15 protein-coding genes are annotated in these 13,769 nt (G+C 71.2%); 8 read left to right on the forward strand and 7 right to left on the reverse strand.

Annotated elements, in window-relative coordinates; genetic code table 11:
* The gene (locus V5E28_RS35140; RefSeq protein ID WP_336213477.1) at nucleotides 1-468 is read right to left on the reverse strand and encodes a pyridoxamine 5'-phosphate oxidase family protein; all 468 of its coding nucleotides are present in this window, start codon (nucleotides 466-468) and stop codon (nucleotides 1-3) included.
* Nucleotides 469-562: 94 nt separating this feature from the next.
* Here V5E28_RS35140 and V5E28_RS35145 point away from each other — a divergent pair, with 94 nt between their 5' ends.
* The 3 genes from V5E28_RS35145 to V5E28_RS35155 all read left to right on the forward strand — a co-directional run bounded on the left by V5E28_RS35145 (nucleotide 563) and on the right by V5E28_RS35155 (nucleotide 3,677).
* Nucleotides 563-1,753, forward strand: a complete 1,191-nt coding sequence (locus V5E28_RS35145) for an amidohydrolase (RefSeq protein WP_336213478.1) — start codon at nucleotides 563-565, stop codon at nucleotides 1,751-1,753.
* A 77-nt stretch (nucleotides 1,754-1,830) separates the two neighbouring features.
* The gene (locus tag V5E28_RS35150; RefSeq protein WP_336213480.1) at nucleotides 1,831-2,928 is read left to right on the forward strand and encodes a PrsW family intramembrane metalloprotease; all 1,098 of its coding nucleotides are present in this window, start codon (nucleotides 1,831-1,833) and stop codon (nucleotides 2,926-2,928) included.
* A 122-nt stretch (nucleotides 2,929-3,050) separates the two neighbouring features.
* Nucleotides 3,051-3,677 carry a pyridoxamine 5'-phosphate oxidase family protein gene (locus V5E28_RS35155; RefSeq protein WP_336213482.1) on the forward strand — a complete coding sequence of 209 codons (627 nt, stop codon included), beginning with the start codon at nucleotides 3,051-3,053 and terminating at the stop codon, nucleotides 3,675-3,677.
* Nucleotides 3,678-3,718: 41 nt separating this feature from the next.
* Here the strand turns inward: V5E28_RS35155 and V5E28_RS35160 are convergent, their stop codons facing one another.
* From V5E28_RS35160 to V5E28_RS35170, 3 genes are all read right to left on the reverse strand, one after another.
* The gene (locus V5E28_RS35160; protein WP_336213484.1) at nucleotides 3,719-3,892 is read right to left on the reverse strand and encodes a hypothetical protein; all 174 of its coding nucleotides are present in this window, start codon (nucleotides 3,890-3,892) and stop codon (nucleotides 3,719-3,721) included.
* 357 nt (nucleotides 3,893-4,249) lie between these two features.
* A complete protein-coding gene (locus tag V5E28_RS35165; protein WP_336213485.1) occupies nucleotides 4,250-4,696 on the reverse strand; it encodes a carboxymuconolactone decarboxylase family protein in 447 nt (148 codons plus the stop codon).
* Nucleotides 4,697-4,775: 79 nt separating this feature from the next.
* Nucleotides 4,776-5,225, reverse strand: coding sequence for a hypothetical protein (locus tag V5E28_RS35170; RefSeq protein ID WP_336213487.1), 450 nt, complete (start codon nucleotides 5,223-5,225; stop codon nucleotides 4,776-4,778).
* Nucleotides 5,226-5,301: 76 nt separating this feature from the next.
* Here V5E28_RS35170 and V5E28_RS35175 point away from each other — a divergent pair, with 76 nt between their 5' ends.
* From V5E28_RS35175 to sthA, 3 genes are read left to right on the forward strand one after another with little or no spacing between them, the layout of a single operon-like run.
* Complete coding sequence (locus V5E28_RS35175) at nucleotides 5,302-5,661, forward strand: hypothetical protein (protein ID WP_336213489.1); 360 nt, start codon at nucleotides 5,302-5,304, stop codon at nucleotides 5,659-5,661.
* Between the two features lie 42 nt (nucleotides 5,662-5,703).
* Nucleotides 5,704-5,955, forward strand: a complete 252-nt coding sequence (locus V5E28_RS35180; RefSeq protein WP_336213491.1) for a hypothetical protein — start codon at nucleotides 5,704-5,706, stop codon at nucleotides 5,953-5,955.
* A gap of 41 nt (nucleotides 5,956-5,996) precedes the next feature.
* Nucleotides 5,997-7,403: a Si-specific NAD(P)(+) transhydrogenase gene (gene sthA, locus V5E28_RS35185; RefSeq protein ID WP_336213493.1), complete on the forward strand. Its 1,407-nt coding sequence runs from the start codon at nucleotides 5,997-5,999 to the stop codon at nucleotides 7,401-7,403.
* Nucleotides 7,404-7,407: 4 nt separating this feature from the next.
* Here the strand turns inward: sthA and V5E28_RS35190 are convergent, their stop codons facing one another.
* Genes V5E28_RS35190 through V5E28_RS35200 form a run of 3 tightly spaced genes read right to left on the reverse strand, consistent with a single transcriptional unit; the run spans nucleotide 7,408 to nucleotide 10,862 of the window.
* The gene (locus tag V5E28_RS35190) at nucleotides 7,408-8,550 is read right to left on the reverse strand and encodes a lactate 2-monooxygenase (RefSeq protein ID WP_336213494.1); all 1,143 of its coding nucleotides are present in this window, start codon (nucleotides 8,548-8,550) and stop codon (nucleotides 7,408-7,410) included.
* Nucleotides 8,551-8,574: 24 nt separating this feature from the next.
* Nucleotides 8,575-9,297, reverse strand: coding sequence for a DoxX family protein (locus tag V5E28_RS35195; RefSeq protein WP_336213497.1), 723 nt, complete (start codon nucleotides 9,295-9,297; stop codon nucleotides 8,575-8,577).
* Between the two features lie 26 nt (nucleotides 9,298-9,323).
* Nucleotides 9,324-10,862, reverse strand: a complete 1,539-nt coding sequence (locus tag V5E28_RS35200; RefSeq protein ID WP_336213499.1) for an MFS transporter — start codon at nucleotides 10,860-10,862, stop codon at nucleotides 9,324-9,326.
* A gap of 262 nt (nucleotides 10,863-11,124) precedes the next feature.
* Here V5E28_RS35200 and V5E28_RS35205 point away from each other — a divergent pair, with 262 nt between their 5' ends.
* Both V5E28_RS35205 and V5E28_RS35210 read left to right on the forward strand, forming a co-directional pair.
* Nucleotides 11,125-12,825, forward strand: a complete 1,701-nt coding sequence (locus V5E28_RS35205) for a hypothetical protein (RefSeq protein WP_336213500.1) — start codon at nucleotides 11,125-11,127, stop codon at nucleotides 12,823-12,825.
* Nucleotides 12,826-12,840: 15 nt separating this feature from the next.
* On the forward strand, nucleotides 12,841-13,737 hold the full coding sequence (locus tag V5E28_RS35210) for a haloalkane dehalogenase (RefSeq protein WP_336213502.1): 897 nt from the start codon (nucleotides 12,841-12,843) through the stop codon (nucleotides 13,735-13,737).
* Nucleotides 13,738-13,769 lie beyond the last annotated feature (32 nt).

Below are 13,769 nucleotides of genomic sequence, written 5' to 3' on the forward strand. Positions count from 1 at the left end.
TCAGGCGACATCCAGCGCGGTGCCGTACAGGCGAGAGACCCGCAGCCGGATGGTCATCCGCCGGTCGGCCACCATCTGCCGGAGGAACGCCTCCTGGTCCGCGGGATCGTCGAGGCCCTGCTGCATGGCGAGCAGTTCCAGGCCCGCCTCGTCGCCGGGGTCGGTGGTCACGGGCGACAGCTCGGCCTCGCCCTCGGCAACGGCGTAGGACCAGAAGTCGTCGCTGGCCACGTAGAGGGCGCTGTGCGGGTCCTTCTGGAGCTGGCGGACCTTGAGCCGGTCGGCGATGGTGGAGATCCGGATGACCTGCTGCTGAGGGTCCCAGGTGTAGGCCACGGTGGACAGGTGCGGGTGGCCGCTGCTCTTCTGCGTCGCGAGCGCGCCGAAGCGCTGCCTGGCGAGCAGTTGGGCGAGCTCCTCGTCCTTGAGCGCGCGGGGGGCTGGGCCAGCACCAGGTCCATACGTCACATGTCCTCCTTTATGTGGCTATCAACCCACACTAGGGGAGAGCGGAACCCCTGCGCCTCGTGCGGCCGGCGGCCGCGAAGATAGGTTGTGAACCATGAATCTTGCGATCACCAACGGTTACGTGGTGCCTGTAGACGGCGATCCGATCGAGAGCGGCACCGTCCTGATCAGGGATGGGAAGATCGCGGAGGTGGGCCGGGACGTCGAGGTGCCGGCGGAGTTCACGGTCGTGGACGCCGAGGGCGGCTGGGTGCTGCCCGGGTTCGTGGAGGCGCACGGGCATCTGGGCGTGTACGAGGAGGCCGAGGGGTGGGCCGGGCAGGACACCAATGAGATGACCGATCCGAACGGCGCCCGGTTGCGCGCCCTGGACGCCATCAACCCGGCGGATCTGGGCTTCGCCGACGCGCTGTCCGGCGGGGTCACCACGGCGGTGATCAAGCCGGGCTCCGGCAACCCGATCGGCGGGCAGACGGTCGCGGTCAAGTGCTGGGGCCGAACCGTCGACGAGATGCTGGTCAGGGAGCCGGTGAGCGTCAAGAGCGCGCTCGGCGAGAACCCCAAGCGCGTCTACGGCGACCAGAAGAAGCTGCCCTCCACCCGCCAGGGCGTGGCCGCGGTGATCCGCGAGGCGTTCATGAAGGCCCAGGACTACAAGGTCAAGCGCGCCGCCGAGGAGGGCAAGCCGTTCGACCGGGACGCCACGATGGAGGTGCTCGTCCGCGTGCTCGACGGCGAGCTGCCGTGGTGCCAGCACACGCACCGGGCCGACGACATCGCGACCGCGGTGCGGCTGGCAGACGAGTTCGGCTACCGTCTGGTGATCAACCACGGCACCGAGGGGCATCTGGTGGCCGACCTGCTGGCCGAGCGGAACATCCCCGTCATCATCGGCCCGCTGCTCACCAGCCGCTCGAAGGTGGAGCTGCGGCACCGTTCGCTGCGCAACCCGGGGATCCTGGCCCGTGCCGGGGTCGAGCTGGCGATCACCACCGACCATCCCGTGGTGCCGATCCACTTCCTGGTCCACCAGGCCACGCTCGCGGTCAAGGAGGGGCTGGACCCGGCGGAGGCGCTGCGCACGATCACCGTCAACCCGGCCCGCATCATGGGCCTCGACGACCGGGTGGGGGCGTTGCGGCCGGGGCTCGACGGTGACGTGGTCATCTGGTCGGGCGACCCGCTCGACGTGATGAGCCGGGCGCTGAGGGTGTTCGTGTCGGGCCGGGCGGTCTACTCGTACCCGGAGGGGGTCGTGAACCCCTACTACAGCGAGTCCGCCTGACCGGCGCAAGTGACTGTCAAGCACACGTCGATGCGGCCGGGTCATAGTGGGGGCCCGAGGAGAAGGAAGGCCCTGCGATGACCGTTCCGGTGCGAACATCCGTGCTCGATCAGCGCCCCAGCAAGGCGTTGCTGATCGGCTTGGTGATCTCCAGCGTGCTGGCCCTGATCGTGCTGGTGGTGTTGCTGATATCGGGCGGGCCGGCCGGGTTCGGGCTGTCGGCTGCGCTGGCGGTGACGCCCCTGCCCGTGCTGCTGGCCGCGGTGCTCTCGCTCGACCGGCTGGAGCCGGAGCCGAAGCTCCACCTCGCCTTCGCGTTCGCCTGGGGCGCGGGCGTGGCGGTGGTGATCGCGATCGCGCTCACGATCGCCGGGCAGGCGTTGTTCGCCAGGGCGGGTTACGGCTCGCAGGTGGTGGACGCGATGGGCACGGTGTTCCTGGCGCCGGTGATCGAGGAGGCGCTCAAGGGCTCGGCGCTGCTGCTGCTCCTGCGCAGGCGGCGGGAGATCGACGGGCTGACCGACGGCATCGTGTACGCCTCGATGGCCGGGCTGGGGTTCGCGGTCGTGGAGAACGTCGGCTACTACCTGATCGCCTACGGGCAGGACGGAGTGCAGGGGGCCGTCCAGCTCTTCGTGCTCCGGGGGCTGATCGACCCGCTGGGTCACCCGATCTACACCTCGCTGATCGGGGTCGGGGTCGCGTACGCGCTCACCCACCGCAACGCGGCCCGCTACGCCGCGATCCCGCTCGGCTACCTGGGCGCGGTGCTGCTGCACGGGCTCTGGAACGGCGCGGCCACGATGCAGTCGCTGCCGGCGCTCGGCATCGCCTACCTCGTGATCATGGTGGCTCTCATCGTGCTGATCGTGATCACGGTGAGGGAGCGTAAGCACTTCGTCGCCAAGATGACCGTCTATCTGCCCGGTTACGAGCAGACCGGGCTGGTCACGGAGCCGGACATCCGCATGCTGAGCAGCCTGCCCGGCCGCCGGGTGGCCCGCAAGTGGGCCAGGGGAGTGGGGCTCGGCCGGGCGATGAGCGACTACCAGCAGGCGGCCACCGAGCTGACCATGCTGCACCTGCGGGCCGAACGCGAGGGCATGGACCCCGGCCCGTTCGAGGCCGAGCGAGACGCGCTGCTGGGGGCCATGGCGCGGGCCCGGCGCTGGTGAGGGCGAGCGGGCCCGGCGCTGGTGAGGGCGAGCGGGCCGGCCGCGGGGCGGCTCTGGCCGCCCCCTCGGATGCTGGATTCGCCGCCCTGGCACAATTGCGGCAGCCCCCGAAAGGAGATCACATGAGCTGGGTGGAGATCGAGTCCGAGTCCGAGTTGCGCGACCTGCTGGGCGAGGTGCTGCCGCGGGCGGCGACCAAGGAGCGGGTCCGCCTGCACGAGCGTGACAGGGAGTGGCTGGCGGCCTCGCCGTTCTGCCTGATCGCGACCTCCGACGCCGACGGCAACTGCGACGTCTCGCCCAAGGGCGATCCCGCCGGTTTCACGTACGTCGTCGACGACAGCACGATCGCCATCCCGGACCGTCCGGGCAACCGCCGGGCCGACGGCTTCCGCAACGTCCTGAGCAATCCGCACGTCGGCCTGATCTATCTCATCCCGGGCCGCAACGAGACCCTGCGGATGAACGGCCGCGCCCGCCTTGTCAGGGAGGCGCCGTTCTTCGACGAGATGGTCGTCAAGGGGCACCGGCCGCGCCTCGCGCTGGTCGTGGAGATCGAGCAGATCTTCTTCCACTGTGCCAAGGCGTTCATGCGCAGCGGGCTCTGGAAGCCGGGCGCGTGGGCTCCTGACTCGCTGCCCTCGCATGCCGCCCTGGTCAAGGAGGTGCAGGCCACCGCCGAGACGCTGACGGAGCTGGAGGCCTACTACTCCGACGCCTCCTACAGCAAGAAGCTCTACGGCGGCTGAGGCGGGGGGCCCCGGGGGAGGGGCGCCCGTCTGGAACGTTCCTATGCGGCGGGTGTGGGACCGCTGGGGAAGGGGATCACGTTGCGGCCGCTGTAGGCGCGCAGGTCGACGACCTTCGGGTCGGTGGTGGCGGACCTGCGGCGGTGCGCCGAGTGGATGTCGCGGATCTTGTGCCTGGCGATGCGCGGTGTGACCGCGGTCAGCCTCTTCATCATGAGCCCCCCCGTGATAATCCTGTTACCTATGTTATCTACAGATACCCCTGTAAGTTCGGTGTAAGGATCAATTCAGTAGGGAAGGCGGCGGCCCGACGGAGATCGCAGGTCCAGGTCCGCGTCGCGGTCCTGACGCCGCTTGCTCGTCGTCTTGACGATTCTCACGCGTCGCATGGTCTGCCCCCTTTCGGTGCTCGCCCTTGGCTTCCACTCTGCGGGTCGCCGCTTGACGGCGGCTTGGCGAATGGTTGCCATTGCGCGACAACCTAATGGGCGGTGCGGGGGCGCTCAACGCATTTGTACGCGCCCGCGATCGGTGGCGGCGGGCGGCGTGTCGGGACGCCGCCCGCGCCGCCGTCACAGGGAGCCGGGGGTGAGCCGGGTCGTGACGGCGATCCGGTTCCATGCGTTGATCATCGCGATCGCCACGACCAGCGACGCGAGCTGCTGGTCGTCATAGTGCTCGGCCGCCTGCTGCCACACCGCGTCGGGCACGGCCTCGCGGTCGGCCAGCCTGGTCGCCTCCTCGGTGAGGGCCAGCGCGGCCCGCTCCGCCGGGGTGTAGACGGTCGCCTCCCGCCAGGCGGCCACCGACCAGAGCCGCTCGTCGCTCTCGCCCGCCTTCTTCATGTCGCGGCTGTGCATGTCGACGCAGAAGGCGCAGCCGTTGATCTGGCTGGCCCGCAGCTTCATCAGCTCGATCGTGCTGAGCGGCACCCCGCAGTTGTGCAGGTACGCCTCCACGCCGAGAAAGGACTTGTAGGCCTCCGGGGCGAACGCCGCCACATTGAGCCGCTGGGTCATGGGAACCTCCTTGGTGTCGTGCTTTCTCAAGGAGGACGGGACGGGGCCGCCCGGCGTGACGGCTTTCGCGGAAATTCTTCTAGCCGGCGCAGTTACCCCACGAGTTGCGGCCGCCCCACGCCTCGACGCGGTTGTCCGGGTCGCTGGTCCAGCCCGAGTACTTCACGCACTTCCACGCTCCGGACAGGTGACCGGTCTCGGCGTAGTAGCGGTACTTCTGCACGTCCAGCGACTTGCCGCCGCCCCGGACGGCGAGCGCGGCGCCCGTGTTCGTCCGGACTCCGCGGAAGGCCGTCTTGATCGCCGCGACGCAGTTCTTGCCGCTGCGCTTGTTGAACATGAGGTACACGTGCCCGAACACCGCACCGTCGCGGGTCTTCATCGAGCGGTGGCCGTCCTTGACCCGGTGGAATCCGGGGCCGCAGACGCGCTCGGGCGACTGGGTGGCGGAGGCGGCGTAGGCGGGCGCGGGAGTGGCGGCGATCCCGGCGGCGACCAGAGTGGCCGCGATGACCGTTCGCTTGAGCACAAGCTTCCCTTCACAGGGGGACATTCAGGACATCGACGATCTTTACTGTGAGTCGTCCGAAACGCAAGGGGAATGAGTGAAGACGCGTGTCATGCCCCTCATCACCGTCTGCGCGGCCTGGGGTGTCTTCTGGGGTTCCTGGGCGGCGCTGCTGCCCGCAGTCAAGGAGCAGCTCGGGGCTTCGACGGCGGAGCTCGGGCTGGCGCTGATCGGGACGCCGGTGGGCGCGATCCCGGTCATGGCGCTGGCCGGAGGCAGGGAACGCCCCGCGCTGCTCGCCTCCGCGGTGGCCTCCCCGCTGCTCGCCGCCCTGGCCGCCTGGCTCGGGCTGCCCGCCGCCCTGGCCGCCCTCGGCCTGCTGGCGGTGCCCCTCCTGCTGGTGGGCACCGTCCCAGGCCGGAATATGGTGATTTTCTGGGCGGACAACAACCAGTAACCGGGTATCCCCACCGGCGCACCGACTGCAAAGGGGATCACCATGGCCGTCTGCGAGAACTGCGGCAACGACTACGACATGTCCTTCGAAGTGCACGCCCAGGGGGCGGTGCACACCTTCGACTCCTTCCAGTGCGCCATCCAGGCCATGGCGCCGATCTGCGAGCACTGCGGCACCAAGGTGATCGGCCACGGCGCCCAGTCGGGCGAGCACTGGTACTGCTGCGCCCACTGCGCCCGCCAGGAGGGCACGAGGGGGATCGTCGATCGCGTCATGGCCGGCGCCTCGGCGTAGAGGGGCTTTCGCTGATCGCTCCGGGCACGCACACTTGCGGTGTGACCGACTTCGATGTGGTTGTCCTAGGTACCGGGCCGGGCGGGCAGAAGGCGGCCATCGCGGCGGCCAAGCTCGGCAAGCGGGTAGCGGTGGTCGAGAAACGGAACATGATCGGCGGGGTGTGCATCAACACCGGCACGATCCCGTCGAAGACGCTGCGCGAGGCGGTCCTCTACCTCACCGGGCTCAACCAGCGGGAGCTGTACGGCGCGAGCTACCGGGTGAAGGACGAGATCACGGTCACCGACCTCGGGATGCGCACCCAGCACGTGATCGGCCGCGAGATCCAGGTGATCCGGAGCCAGTTGGGCCGCAACCACGTGACACTCCTCCAGGGGACCGGCCGGTTCCTGGACGAGCACACCATCGGGATCACGGGGGACGAGGACGAGAAGAAGGTCACCGCCGAGAAGATCGTGATCGCCACCGGGACCTCGCCGGCCCGGCCGGCCAGCGTGGAGTTCGACGACCGGACGGTCATCGACTCCGACGCGATCCTGCACCTCGACCGGGTGCCCGAGACGCTCGTCGTGGTGGGTGCCGGAGTCATCGGCATCGAATACGCCTCCATGTTCGCCGCGCTCGGCACCAAGGTCACCGTCGTGGAGCGGCGCGAACGGATGCTGGAGTTCTGCGATCTGGAGATCGTGGAGGCGCTGAAGTACCATCTGCGGGATCTGGCCGTGACCTTCAGGTTCGGCGAGACCGTGGCCGCGGTCGAGCGGCGGGCCCGGGGCGCGCTGACCGTGCTGGAGAGCGGGAAGAAGATCCCCGCCGACTGCGTGATGTACTCGGCGGGCCGCCAGGGCAGGACGGCCGAGCTCTGCCTGGAGGCGGCCGGGCTGGCGGCCGACGACCGGGGCCGGATCGCGGTGGACGGCAACTACGCCACCCCGGTCCCGCACATCTACGCGGTGGGGGATGTGATCGGCTTCCCCGCGCTGGCCGCCACCTCCATGGAACAGGGCAGGATAGCCGCGCAGCACGCGTGCGGCGAGCCGGTCGGGGAGATGGACGACCTGCCGCCGATCGGCATCTACACCATCCCGGAGATCAGCTTCGTCGGGAAGTCCGAGGACGAGCTGACCCGGGACAAGATCCCGTTCGAGGTCGGCATCTCGCGCTATCGCGAGCTGGCCAGAGGGCAGATCATCGGCGACTCCTACGGCATGCTCAAGCTGCTCGTCTCCACCGAGGACCGGCGGCTGCTCGGCGTGCACGTGTTCGGCACCGGCGCCACCGAGCTCGTGCACATCGGGCAGACGGTCATGGGCTGTGGCGCGACGGTCGACTACCTGGTCAACGCCGTGTTCAACTACCCCACGCTGGCGGAGTCGTACAAGGTGGCGGCGCTGGACGCGACGAACAAGATGCGGGTGATCGCCCGCTTGACGGCCGAGCTGTGACCGGTCAGCGCGCGAGCAGCGAGCCCGGACCGAGCTCCGCAGGGCTGGAGTAGCCGGAGAGCGCGAGCGTGACGTCCAGCTCGCCCAGCAGGCAGCGCAGCACGTGCTCCACGCCGGCCTGACCGTCCAGCGCGAGTCCGTACAGGATCGGGCGGCCGACGAGGACGGCGCGCGCGCCGAGCGCGAGCGCCTTGACCACGTCCGCGCCCGTGCGGACGCCGGAGTCGAACAGCACCTGGAGCCGGTCGCCCACCGCTTCGGCGATCGCCGGGAGCGCGTCCAGCGCGCCGAGGCCGCCGTCGACCTGCCGCCCGCCGTGGTTGGACACGACGATGCCGTCCATGCCGTGGTCGGCGGCGAGCCGGGCGTCCTCGGCGCTGACGATGCCCTTGAGCACGATGGGCCCGTCCCAGTGCTCGCGCAGGAACGGCAGGTCCTCCCAGGTCAGGCCGGGGTTGGCGAACATCTGCGCCCAGTGCAGGATGGGGTTGTCCACGCCCTGGAAGTGCGGATCGGTCAGATAGTTGGCCAGCCCGGTGCCGTTCAGGAAGGGCAGAAAGCCGCGGTCCAGGTCGGCGGGACGCCAGCCGAGCAGGGCAGTGTCCAGCGTGACCACGAGCACCGAGAACCCGGCGGCCTTGGCCCTGTGCAGGAAGCTGACGCACACGTCCTGGTCGGTCGGCCAGTAGAGCTGATACCAGCGCTCCGCGTCGCCGCCCGCCTCCGCGACCTGTTCGAAGGAGTGCGCCGCGGCGGTGGAGTGGATGTACGGCACGCCCAGCTCGGCGGCGGCGCGCACGGTGGCCAGTTCCCCGTCGGGGTGGGCCAGCGTCTGCACCCCCATCGGAGCCACCATCACCGGCGCGGCCATGCCGGTGCCGAGCACCTCGCAGGACAGGTCGCGCTGCCGGGCGACGCCGCGCAGCATCCGGGGCACGATGCGCCAGCGCTCGAACGCCTCCCGGTTGGCCCGCGCCGTCGAGCCGCTGCCCGCGCTCGGCACCACGTACCCGAACGCCTCTGGCGAGAGCGCCTCGCGGGCCCGCTCCTCAAGGCGGGCGAGGTCCGTGGTCAGCTTGGGCGTCCTGCCCTCGAGCATCCCCGCCAGGTAGATGCCGAACTGATGATCACCGAAATTACGTGACATGCCCGACATCTAACCAGCGGGTGGCTAGTCGCCGGAGGTGGGGCGGCGGGTGCGGGCGGGCGGCTTCTTGCGGCCGGCCACCAGCGTGTCACCCGGAGCCGGCTCGTCGGAGGGAGCGGGATCGGCATCCGTGAGGCGCGGCCGGGCGTGTGGCGCGGTGTCCTCCAGCGAGGCTTCGGACTCGGCCGTCTTGGCGCCCGCGGTGTCCTTCTTCCCGGTCTTGCCGGCGTCCTTCTTCGCGGGCTCCTCCGCCGCGGAGTCCTTCTCCCAGACGTGCGGGGCGGTCGGGTCACGCAGGGAGTTGATGACCGCGTCGGCCTCGTTGTCGGCGGCGAACTCGCTGGCCGCCTCCGACTCCCTGCGCCTGATCACCACCATGTGGTCCACGGAGATCCGGCCCGCGCCCACCACGGCGAGCAGCAGCGCGGCCGCGCCCAGGAGGATCAGCTCGTTGAGGGTGATGGGGTTGAGCGGCGGCGCCACCCACAGGACGGCGACCGCCTCGGCGAACAGGATCAGGCCCGTCACCGACACCATCAGCCCGGCGATCAGCAGCGCGCCGCCGATCAGCTCCGTGAGCATGGTGACCGTGGCCCAGGCGCGCGGGGCGGGTGCGCCCTGTCCCTGAAACTGCACTCCGGTCTGCGCCAGGCCGACCTCTAACTTGCGCCAGCCGTTGGCGAAGAAGATGCCGCCGACGCCCATGCGGGCGACGAGCGCGGCAAGATCACGGAGGGTCTGTTTCACGGTTGTTGTCTGCCCTAATCGGGACATCACACACCTCTATCACGGCGGAGCAGCATGGCCACGGCCAGCGCGGTCAGGCTGAGCAGGACGACGCTCACGACCACGGTCGTGTGCAGGGCGTTGACGAAGGCCCAGCGGGCCGCGTCGAGCAGGGCGCTGCCCGCGCTGCCGCCCACCTGGTCCGCCACGTGGGCGGCGCCGGCGAGGGACTGCCTGGCCTGGTCCATGCCGGGGCCGGGTACGCCGGGCACGGTGGGCAGCGCGGGCGCGTACACGATCGTGGTGATCGTGCCGAGGACGGCGACGCCGAGGCCGGCGCCCAGCTCGTAGGCGGTCTCCTCGATGGCGGCGGCGCCGCCGGCGTGGGACTCGGTGGCCGACGACATGATCGTGTCGGAGGCGGCCAGCAGGGACACCTGCACTCCGAAGCCGATGCCGACGAAGCAGCAGGCGAGCATGACGGGGTGGCTCTCGACGCCCCAGGACAGCGTGGGGGTGAGGGAGAGCGCGACGAGGCCGAGGCCGCCGCTCATGGTGGCGCGCATGCCGATTCTGGGCAGAATGTGCGCCGCCGCGAGCCCTCCGGCGATGGCGGAGATCACCAGCGGCAGCATCCTGAACGCGGCGCGCACCTCGCTGTCGCCGAGCACGAGCTGCAGATACTGCGCCAGCATGAGCTGGAGTCCCACCAGCGCGAACACGCCGAGCAGCACTCCTGCCACCCCGGTCGTGAACTCGCGGCTCCTGAACAGGCCGACCTCCAGCAGCGGCGCGGCCAGCCGCGTCTGCCGCCTGACGAACCAGACCAGCAGCGCCACCCCGCCCAGGAAGACGGCGACGGCGGCGCCGAGCGGCATCAGGCTGCCCGAGCCCGCCTCCTTGAGGCCGAACGCCAGGGCCAGGATGCCGAGCACGGACAGTACGGCGCTCAGCGCGTCCCATGGCCGGCCGCCGCGCTCACGCGACTCCGGAAGCAGGCGCACGGCGGCGGGCAGCAGCACCAGCAGGATCGGCACGTTGATCAGGAAGACCGCGCCCCACCACCAGCCGACGAGCAGGCCGCCGATGAGTGGCCCGAGGGCGGCGCCCGCCGCCGCGACCGCGCTCCAGACGCCCAGCGCGATGGCCCGCTCCCGGCGGTCGGTGAACACCTGGCGGATCAGCGACAGCGTGGCGGGCATGATCATCGCGCCGCCCACGCCGAGCAGCGCCCTGGAAAGGATCAGCGTCATCGGCGTGGTGGAGGCGGCGGCAGCGGCGGAGGCGATGCCGAACAGCACGAAACCTGCGATGACCAGCCGTTTTCGCCCGTAGCGGTCGCCGAGCGTGCCGAACATGATCAGCAGTGGCGCCACGACGAGCGAGTACACGTCGACGATCCACAGCAACTGGACCGCCGACGGCTCCAGGGCGGCGGTGAGGGCGGGGACCGCGATGTGCAGGACGGTGGCGTCGACCGTGATGAGCAACAGGCTCAGGCAGAGCAGGGCCAGGATGGACCAGCGGTTGTCCCGGGGCTCCCGGTCGGGGCGACGTACGAAGAACGCGGCCTGTGTGACGGTCATGGACCTCCTCGCAGGCCGATCCGTTCACAGCGGGCCCACATGAACTTGCGTGGCAGCTTAGGCCATGCCACGCGATGGGTGTAGCGGTATCGAATGATCCAGGGGCGGCTGCCACCTCTCTAGAGAGATACAGCCATATGTCGGGATCTATTCAGCGTCCACCAGCCGACCGATCATGGCTCTCGTGGGGACCGATGGCGCGGATGATAAGAGCGACACATCCGACCGGTCACCGCGTGACTGGTGTGCCCGAGCTGTCACCATGCTATCCGCCGGCCGACCTGACAGCGCCCTGGACGCCGCCCGCACCGCCGCCGACCTGGATCCGGCGGCCGACTGGGCGTATCGCCTGGTCAGCCTCGCGCAGGAGAGGCTCGGCCGGATGCCCGAGGCCGTCGCCGCCGCCGAACGGGCGGTGGGCCTGGCGCCCGGCTCGTGGACGGCCCGGCTGCGCCTGGCAGCCGCGCTGCGCCACCTCCCCGGCCGCTGGGACGAGGCGGCCGAGCAGGCCGCGCTGGCCGCGAGGTTCGCCCCCGAGGAGCCGGACCCACACGTCCTGGTCGCCGACCTCGACCTGCTCCGCGCCGAGCACGCAGGGGCGGCGCGCGGCTACCGGGCCGCCCTGAGCCTCGACCCGCGGCACGTCCAGGCCCGCGTCAACCTCGGCCTGGCGTTGCTGCGCTGGGACCGGCCCAGGGCGCACCACGATCCGGCCTGGCCGATCGATCCGCGAGAGACCGGCCGGGCCAGGCGGGCGCTGGAGGTGTGGTCGCGCCAGGCTTGCCTGCTGGTCGCCGTCGCGACCGTGGCGATCGTCGTGGCCGCGCTCGTCCTCGACCGGGGCGCACCGGCCGGGCTGGGCGGACTGGCCGTACTCGTGCTGCTGGCCGGGCTCACGATCCGGCAGGCGCGCAGGGTCGGGGCCTGGTCCTGGGTGCCCGCCATGCTCGGCCGCGATCCGTGGCTGGGGGCGGCGGTCGCGGGCGGGGTCGTGGCGGTCGCCGCGTTCGCCGGATGGCTGGCGCTGGCGTCGGCGCCCGCGGGGATCGCCGTGGTCCCCGGCCTGCCCGCCGGGGCCGGTGCGCCGCCGGACCGGCCGTGGGCCGGCCCGGTCTGGGCGGGACTCGGTGGCCTCGCGGTGCTCGGCTGGCCGGTGCTGGCCGCCGTGCGCTCGCTGGCGGAGACCTGGCGTGGCCGCCCGCTGCGGGCGCTGGAGCACTTCGGACAGGCCGCGGGCGAGCGCACGGCCGCCCGGAACGCGGGCGTGACCCTCTGGATCCTGCTCGGCCGCACGTGGTGGGTGGTGGTGCCGCTGGTCGGCACGGCCCTGGTGGTGGAGCCGCGGGCCACCGTGCTGGCGGTGGCCGTGCCGTACCCCCTGCTGCGCGCCTACCGCGACACGGGGGGCGGCGCCGACCGCTGGCTGACGGTCGCGGCGGGGCTGCTGGTGGTGGCGTCGGCGTGCTGCGCGGCCGGTGGCGGGCTCGGGCTGGTGTGGGGGTGGCGGCTGGGGTTCGCCGCGCTCGGCGCGGTGGCCGTCGTCTTCGCGCTGCGTGCCGCGCGAGCCTGGTGGAGAGGCGGGCCCGGTCCCTGGCGCGCCTCGCTGATCATGTGCGATCTGCCCGTGGGCGGCCGGCCGTCCGTCGTGCTGAGTCCGGAGGTCCGCCAGGCGTTCGGCTACGCCAGGAGCGTCGTGCTGTCGTACGGCGACGGCCTGGGGCCGCGCGTGGTGGGCGCGGTGGCCACGGTCACCGCCTCGGGCGAGCTCAAGGTGATCGCCGAGGCCGAGGCGTGGGAGGCGATCGAGGCCGACCCGAGAGTGGCCGTGTTCGCGGCCGACCCGCTGCAGCGCAGGTTCTGGGTGGAGGTGCGAGGGATCGCGCTGGCCGACTCGGACGTCCTGCGCGTCACTCCCAAGCAGGTGCTTGTTGGACAGTTTCCCGGGCGGCACCAGCGCCGCTAGCTAGAATCTTGTTCTATGCGAATCCTGCGCACGCCCGAAGAGCGCTTCGCCGGCCTGCCCGGCTTCCCGTACGAGCCCCGCTACGCCGAGGTGCCCGACGGGCTGCGCATGGCCTACGCCGAGGCAGGACCCGCCGACGGGGAGCCGGTCGTCCTGCTGCACGGCGAGCCGTCCTGGTCGTTCCTCTACCGCGACGTCATGCGCGAGCTGGCCGCGGTGGGGCTGCGGGCGATCGCCGTCGACCTCGTGGGATTCGGCCGCTCCGACAAGCCCGCCGACCCCGGCGACCACACCTACGCCAGGCATGTCGAGTGGACCCGCTCGCTGCTGTACGACGCCCTCGGCCTGACCGGCGTCACCATGGTCGGCCAGGACTGGGGCGGGCTGATCGGACTGCGCCTCGCAGCCGAGCACCCCGACCGGATCGCCAGGATCGTCGCGGCCAACACGGGCTTGCCGACCGGTGACATTCCCATGCCCGAGGTGTGGCACCGGTTCAAGGACGCGGTGGTCAACGCCCCCGCCCTGGACATCGCCAGGTTCGTCCAGTCCGGCTGCGTCACCGAGCTGCCTCCGGAGGTCCTCGCCGCCTACGACGCCCCCTTCCCCGACGAGACGTACAAGGCGGGCCCGCGCGCCATGCCGCCGCTCGTGCCCGCCACGCCCGACGATCCCGCCGCGCCCGCCAACCGCGCGGCCTGGCAGATCCTCACCACGCTCGACCGGCCGTTCCTCGTGGCCTTCTCCGACAGCGACCCGATCACCGGCGGCATGGCGCCCATCCTGCGCAGGTCGATGCCGGGTGCGGCGGGGCGCGCGCACCCGGTGATCAAAGGCGCGGGGCACTTCCTCCAGGAGGACGCGGGCGCCGAACTCGGCCGCCACATAGCCGCTTTCGTGACCTCCACCTAGCGTGTCAGGTCCGCCCAATCGACGGTCTGGTG

Source organism: Nonomuraea sp. LPB2021202275-12-8 (assembly GCF_037044575.1).
In the GTDB taxonomy this organism is placed as follows: domain Bacteria; phylum Actinomycetota; class Actinomycetes; order Streptosporangiales; family Streptosporangiaceae; genus Nonomuraea.

Coding starts and splice junctions, on each gene's coding strand:
- V5E28_RS35160 (WP_336213484.1), bottom strand. CDS start 3,892: ATGATGAAGAGGCTGACCGCGGTCACACCGCGCATCGCCAGGCACAAG.
- V5E28_RS35200 (WP_336213499.1), bottom strand. CDS start 10,862: ATGACCGTCACACAGGCCGCGTTCTTCGTACGTCGCCCCGACCGGGAG.
- V5E28_RS35155 (WP_336213482.1), top strand. CDS start 3,051: ATGAGCTGGGTGGAGATCGAGTCCGAGTCCGAGTTGCGCGACCTGCTG.
- V5E28_RS35205 (WP_336213500.1), top strand. CDS start 11,125: ATGCTATCCGCCGGCCGACCTGACAGCGCCCTGGACGCCGCCCGCACC.
- V5E28_RS35190 (WP_336213494.1), bottom strand. CDS start 8,550: ATGTCACGTAATTTCGGTGATCATCAGTTCGGCATCTACCTGGCGGGG.
- V5E28_RS35210 (WP_336213502.1), top strand. CDS start 12,841: ATGCGAATCCTGCGCACGCCCGAAGAGCGCTTCGCCGGCCTGCCCGGC.
- V5E28_RS35165 (WP_336213485.1), bottom strand. CDS start 4,696: ATGACCCAGCGGCTCAATGTGGCGGCGTTCGCCCCGGAGGCCTACAAG.
- V5E28_RS35180 (WP_336213491.1), top strand. CDS start 5,704: ATGGCCGTCTGCGAGAACTGCGGCAACGACTACGACATGTCCTTCGAA.
- V5E28_RS35150 (WP_336213480.1), top strand. CDS start 1,831: ATGACCGTTCCGGTGCGAACATCCGTGCTCGATCAGCGCCCCAGCAAG.
- V5E28_RS35145 (WP_336213478.1), top strand. CDS start 563: ATGAATCTTGCGATCACCAACGGTTACGTGGTGCCTGTAGACGGCGAT.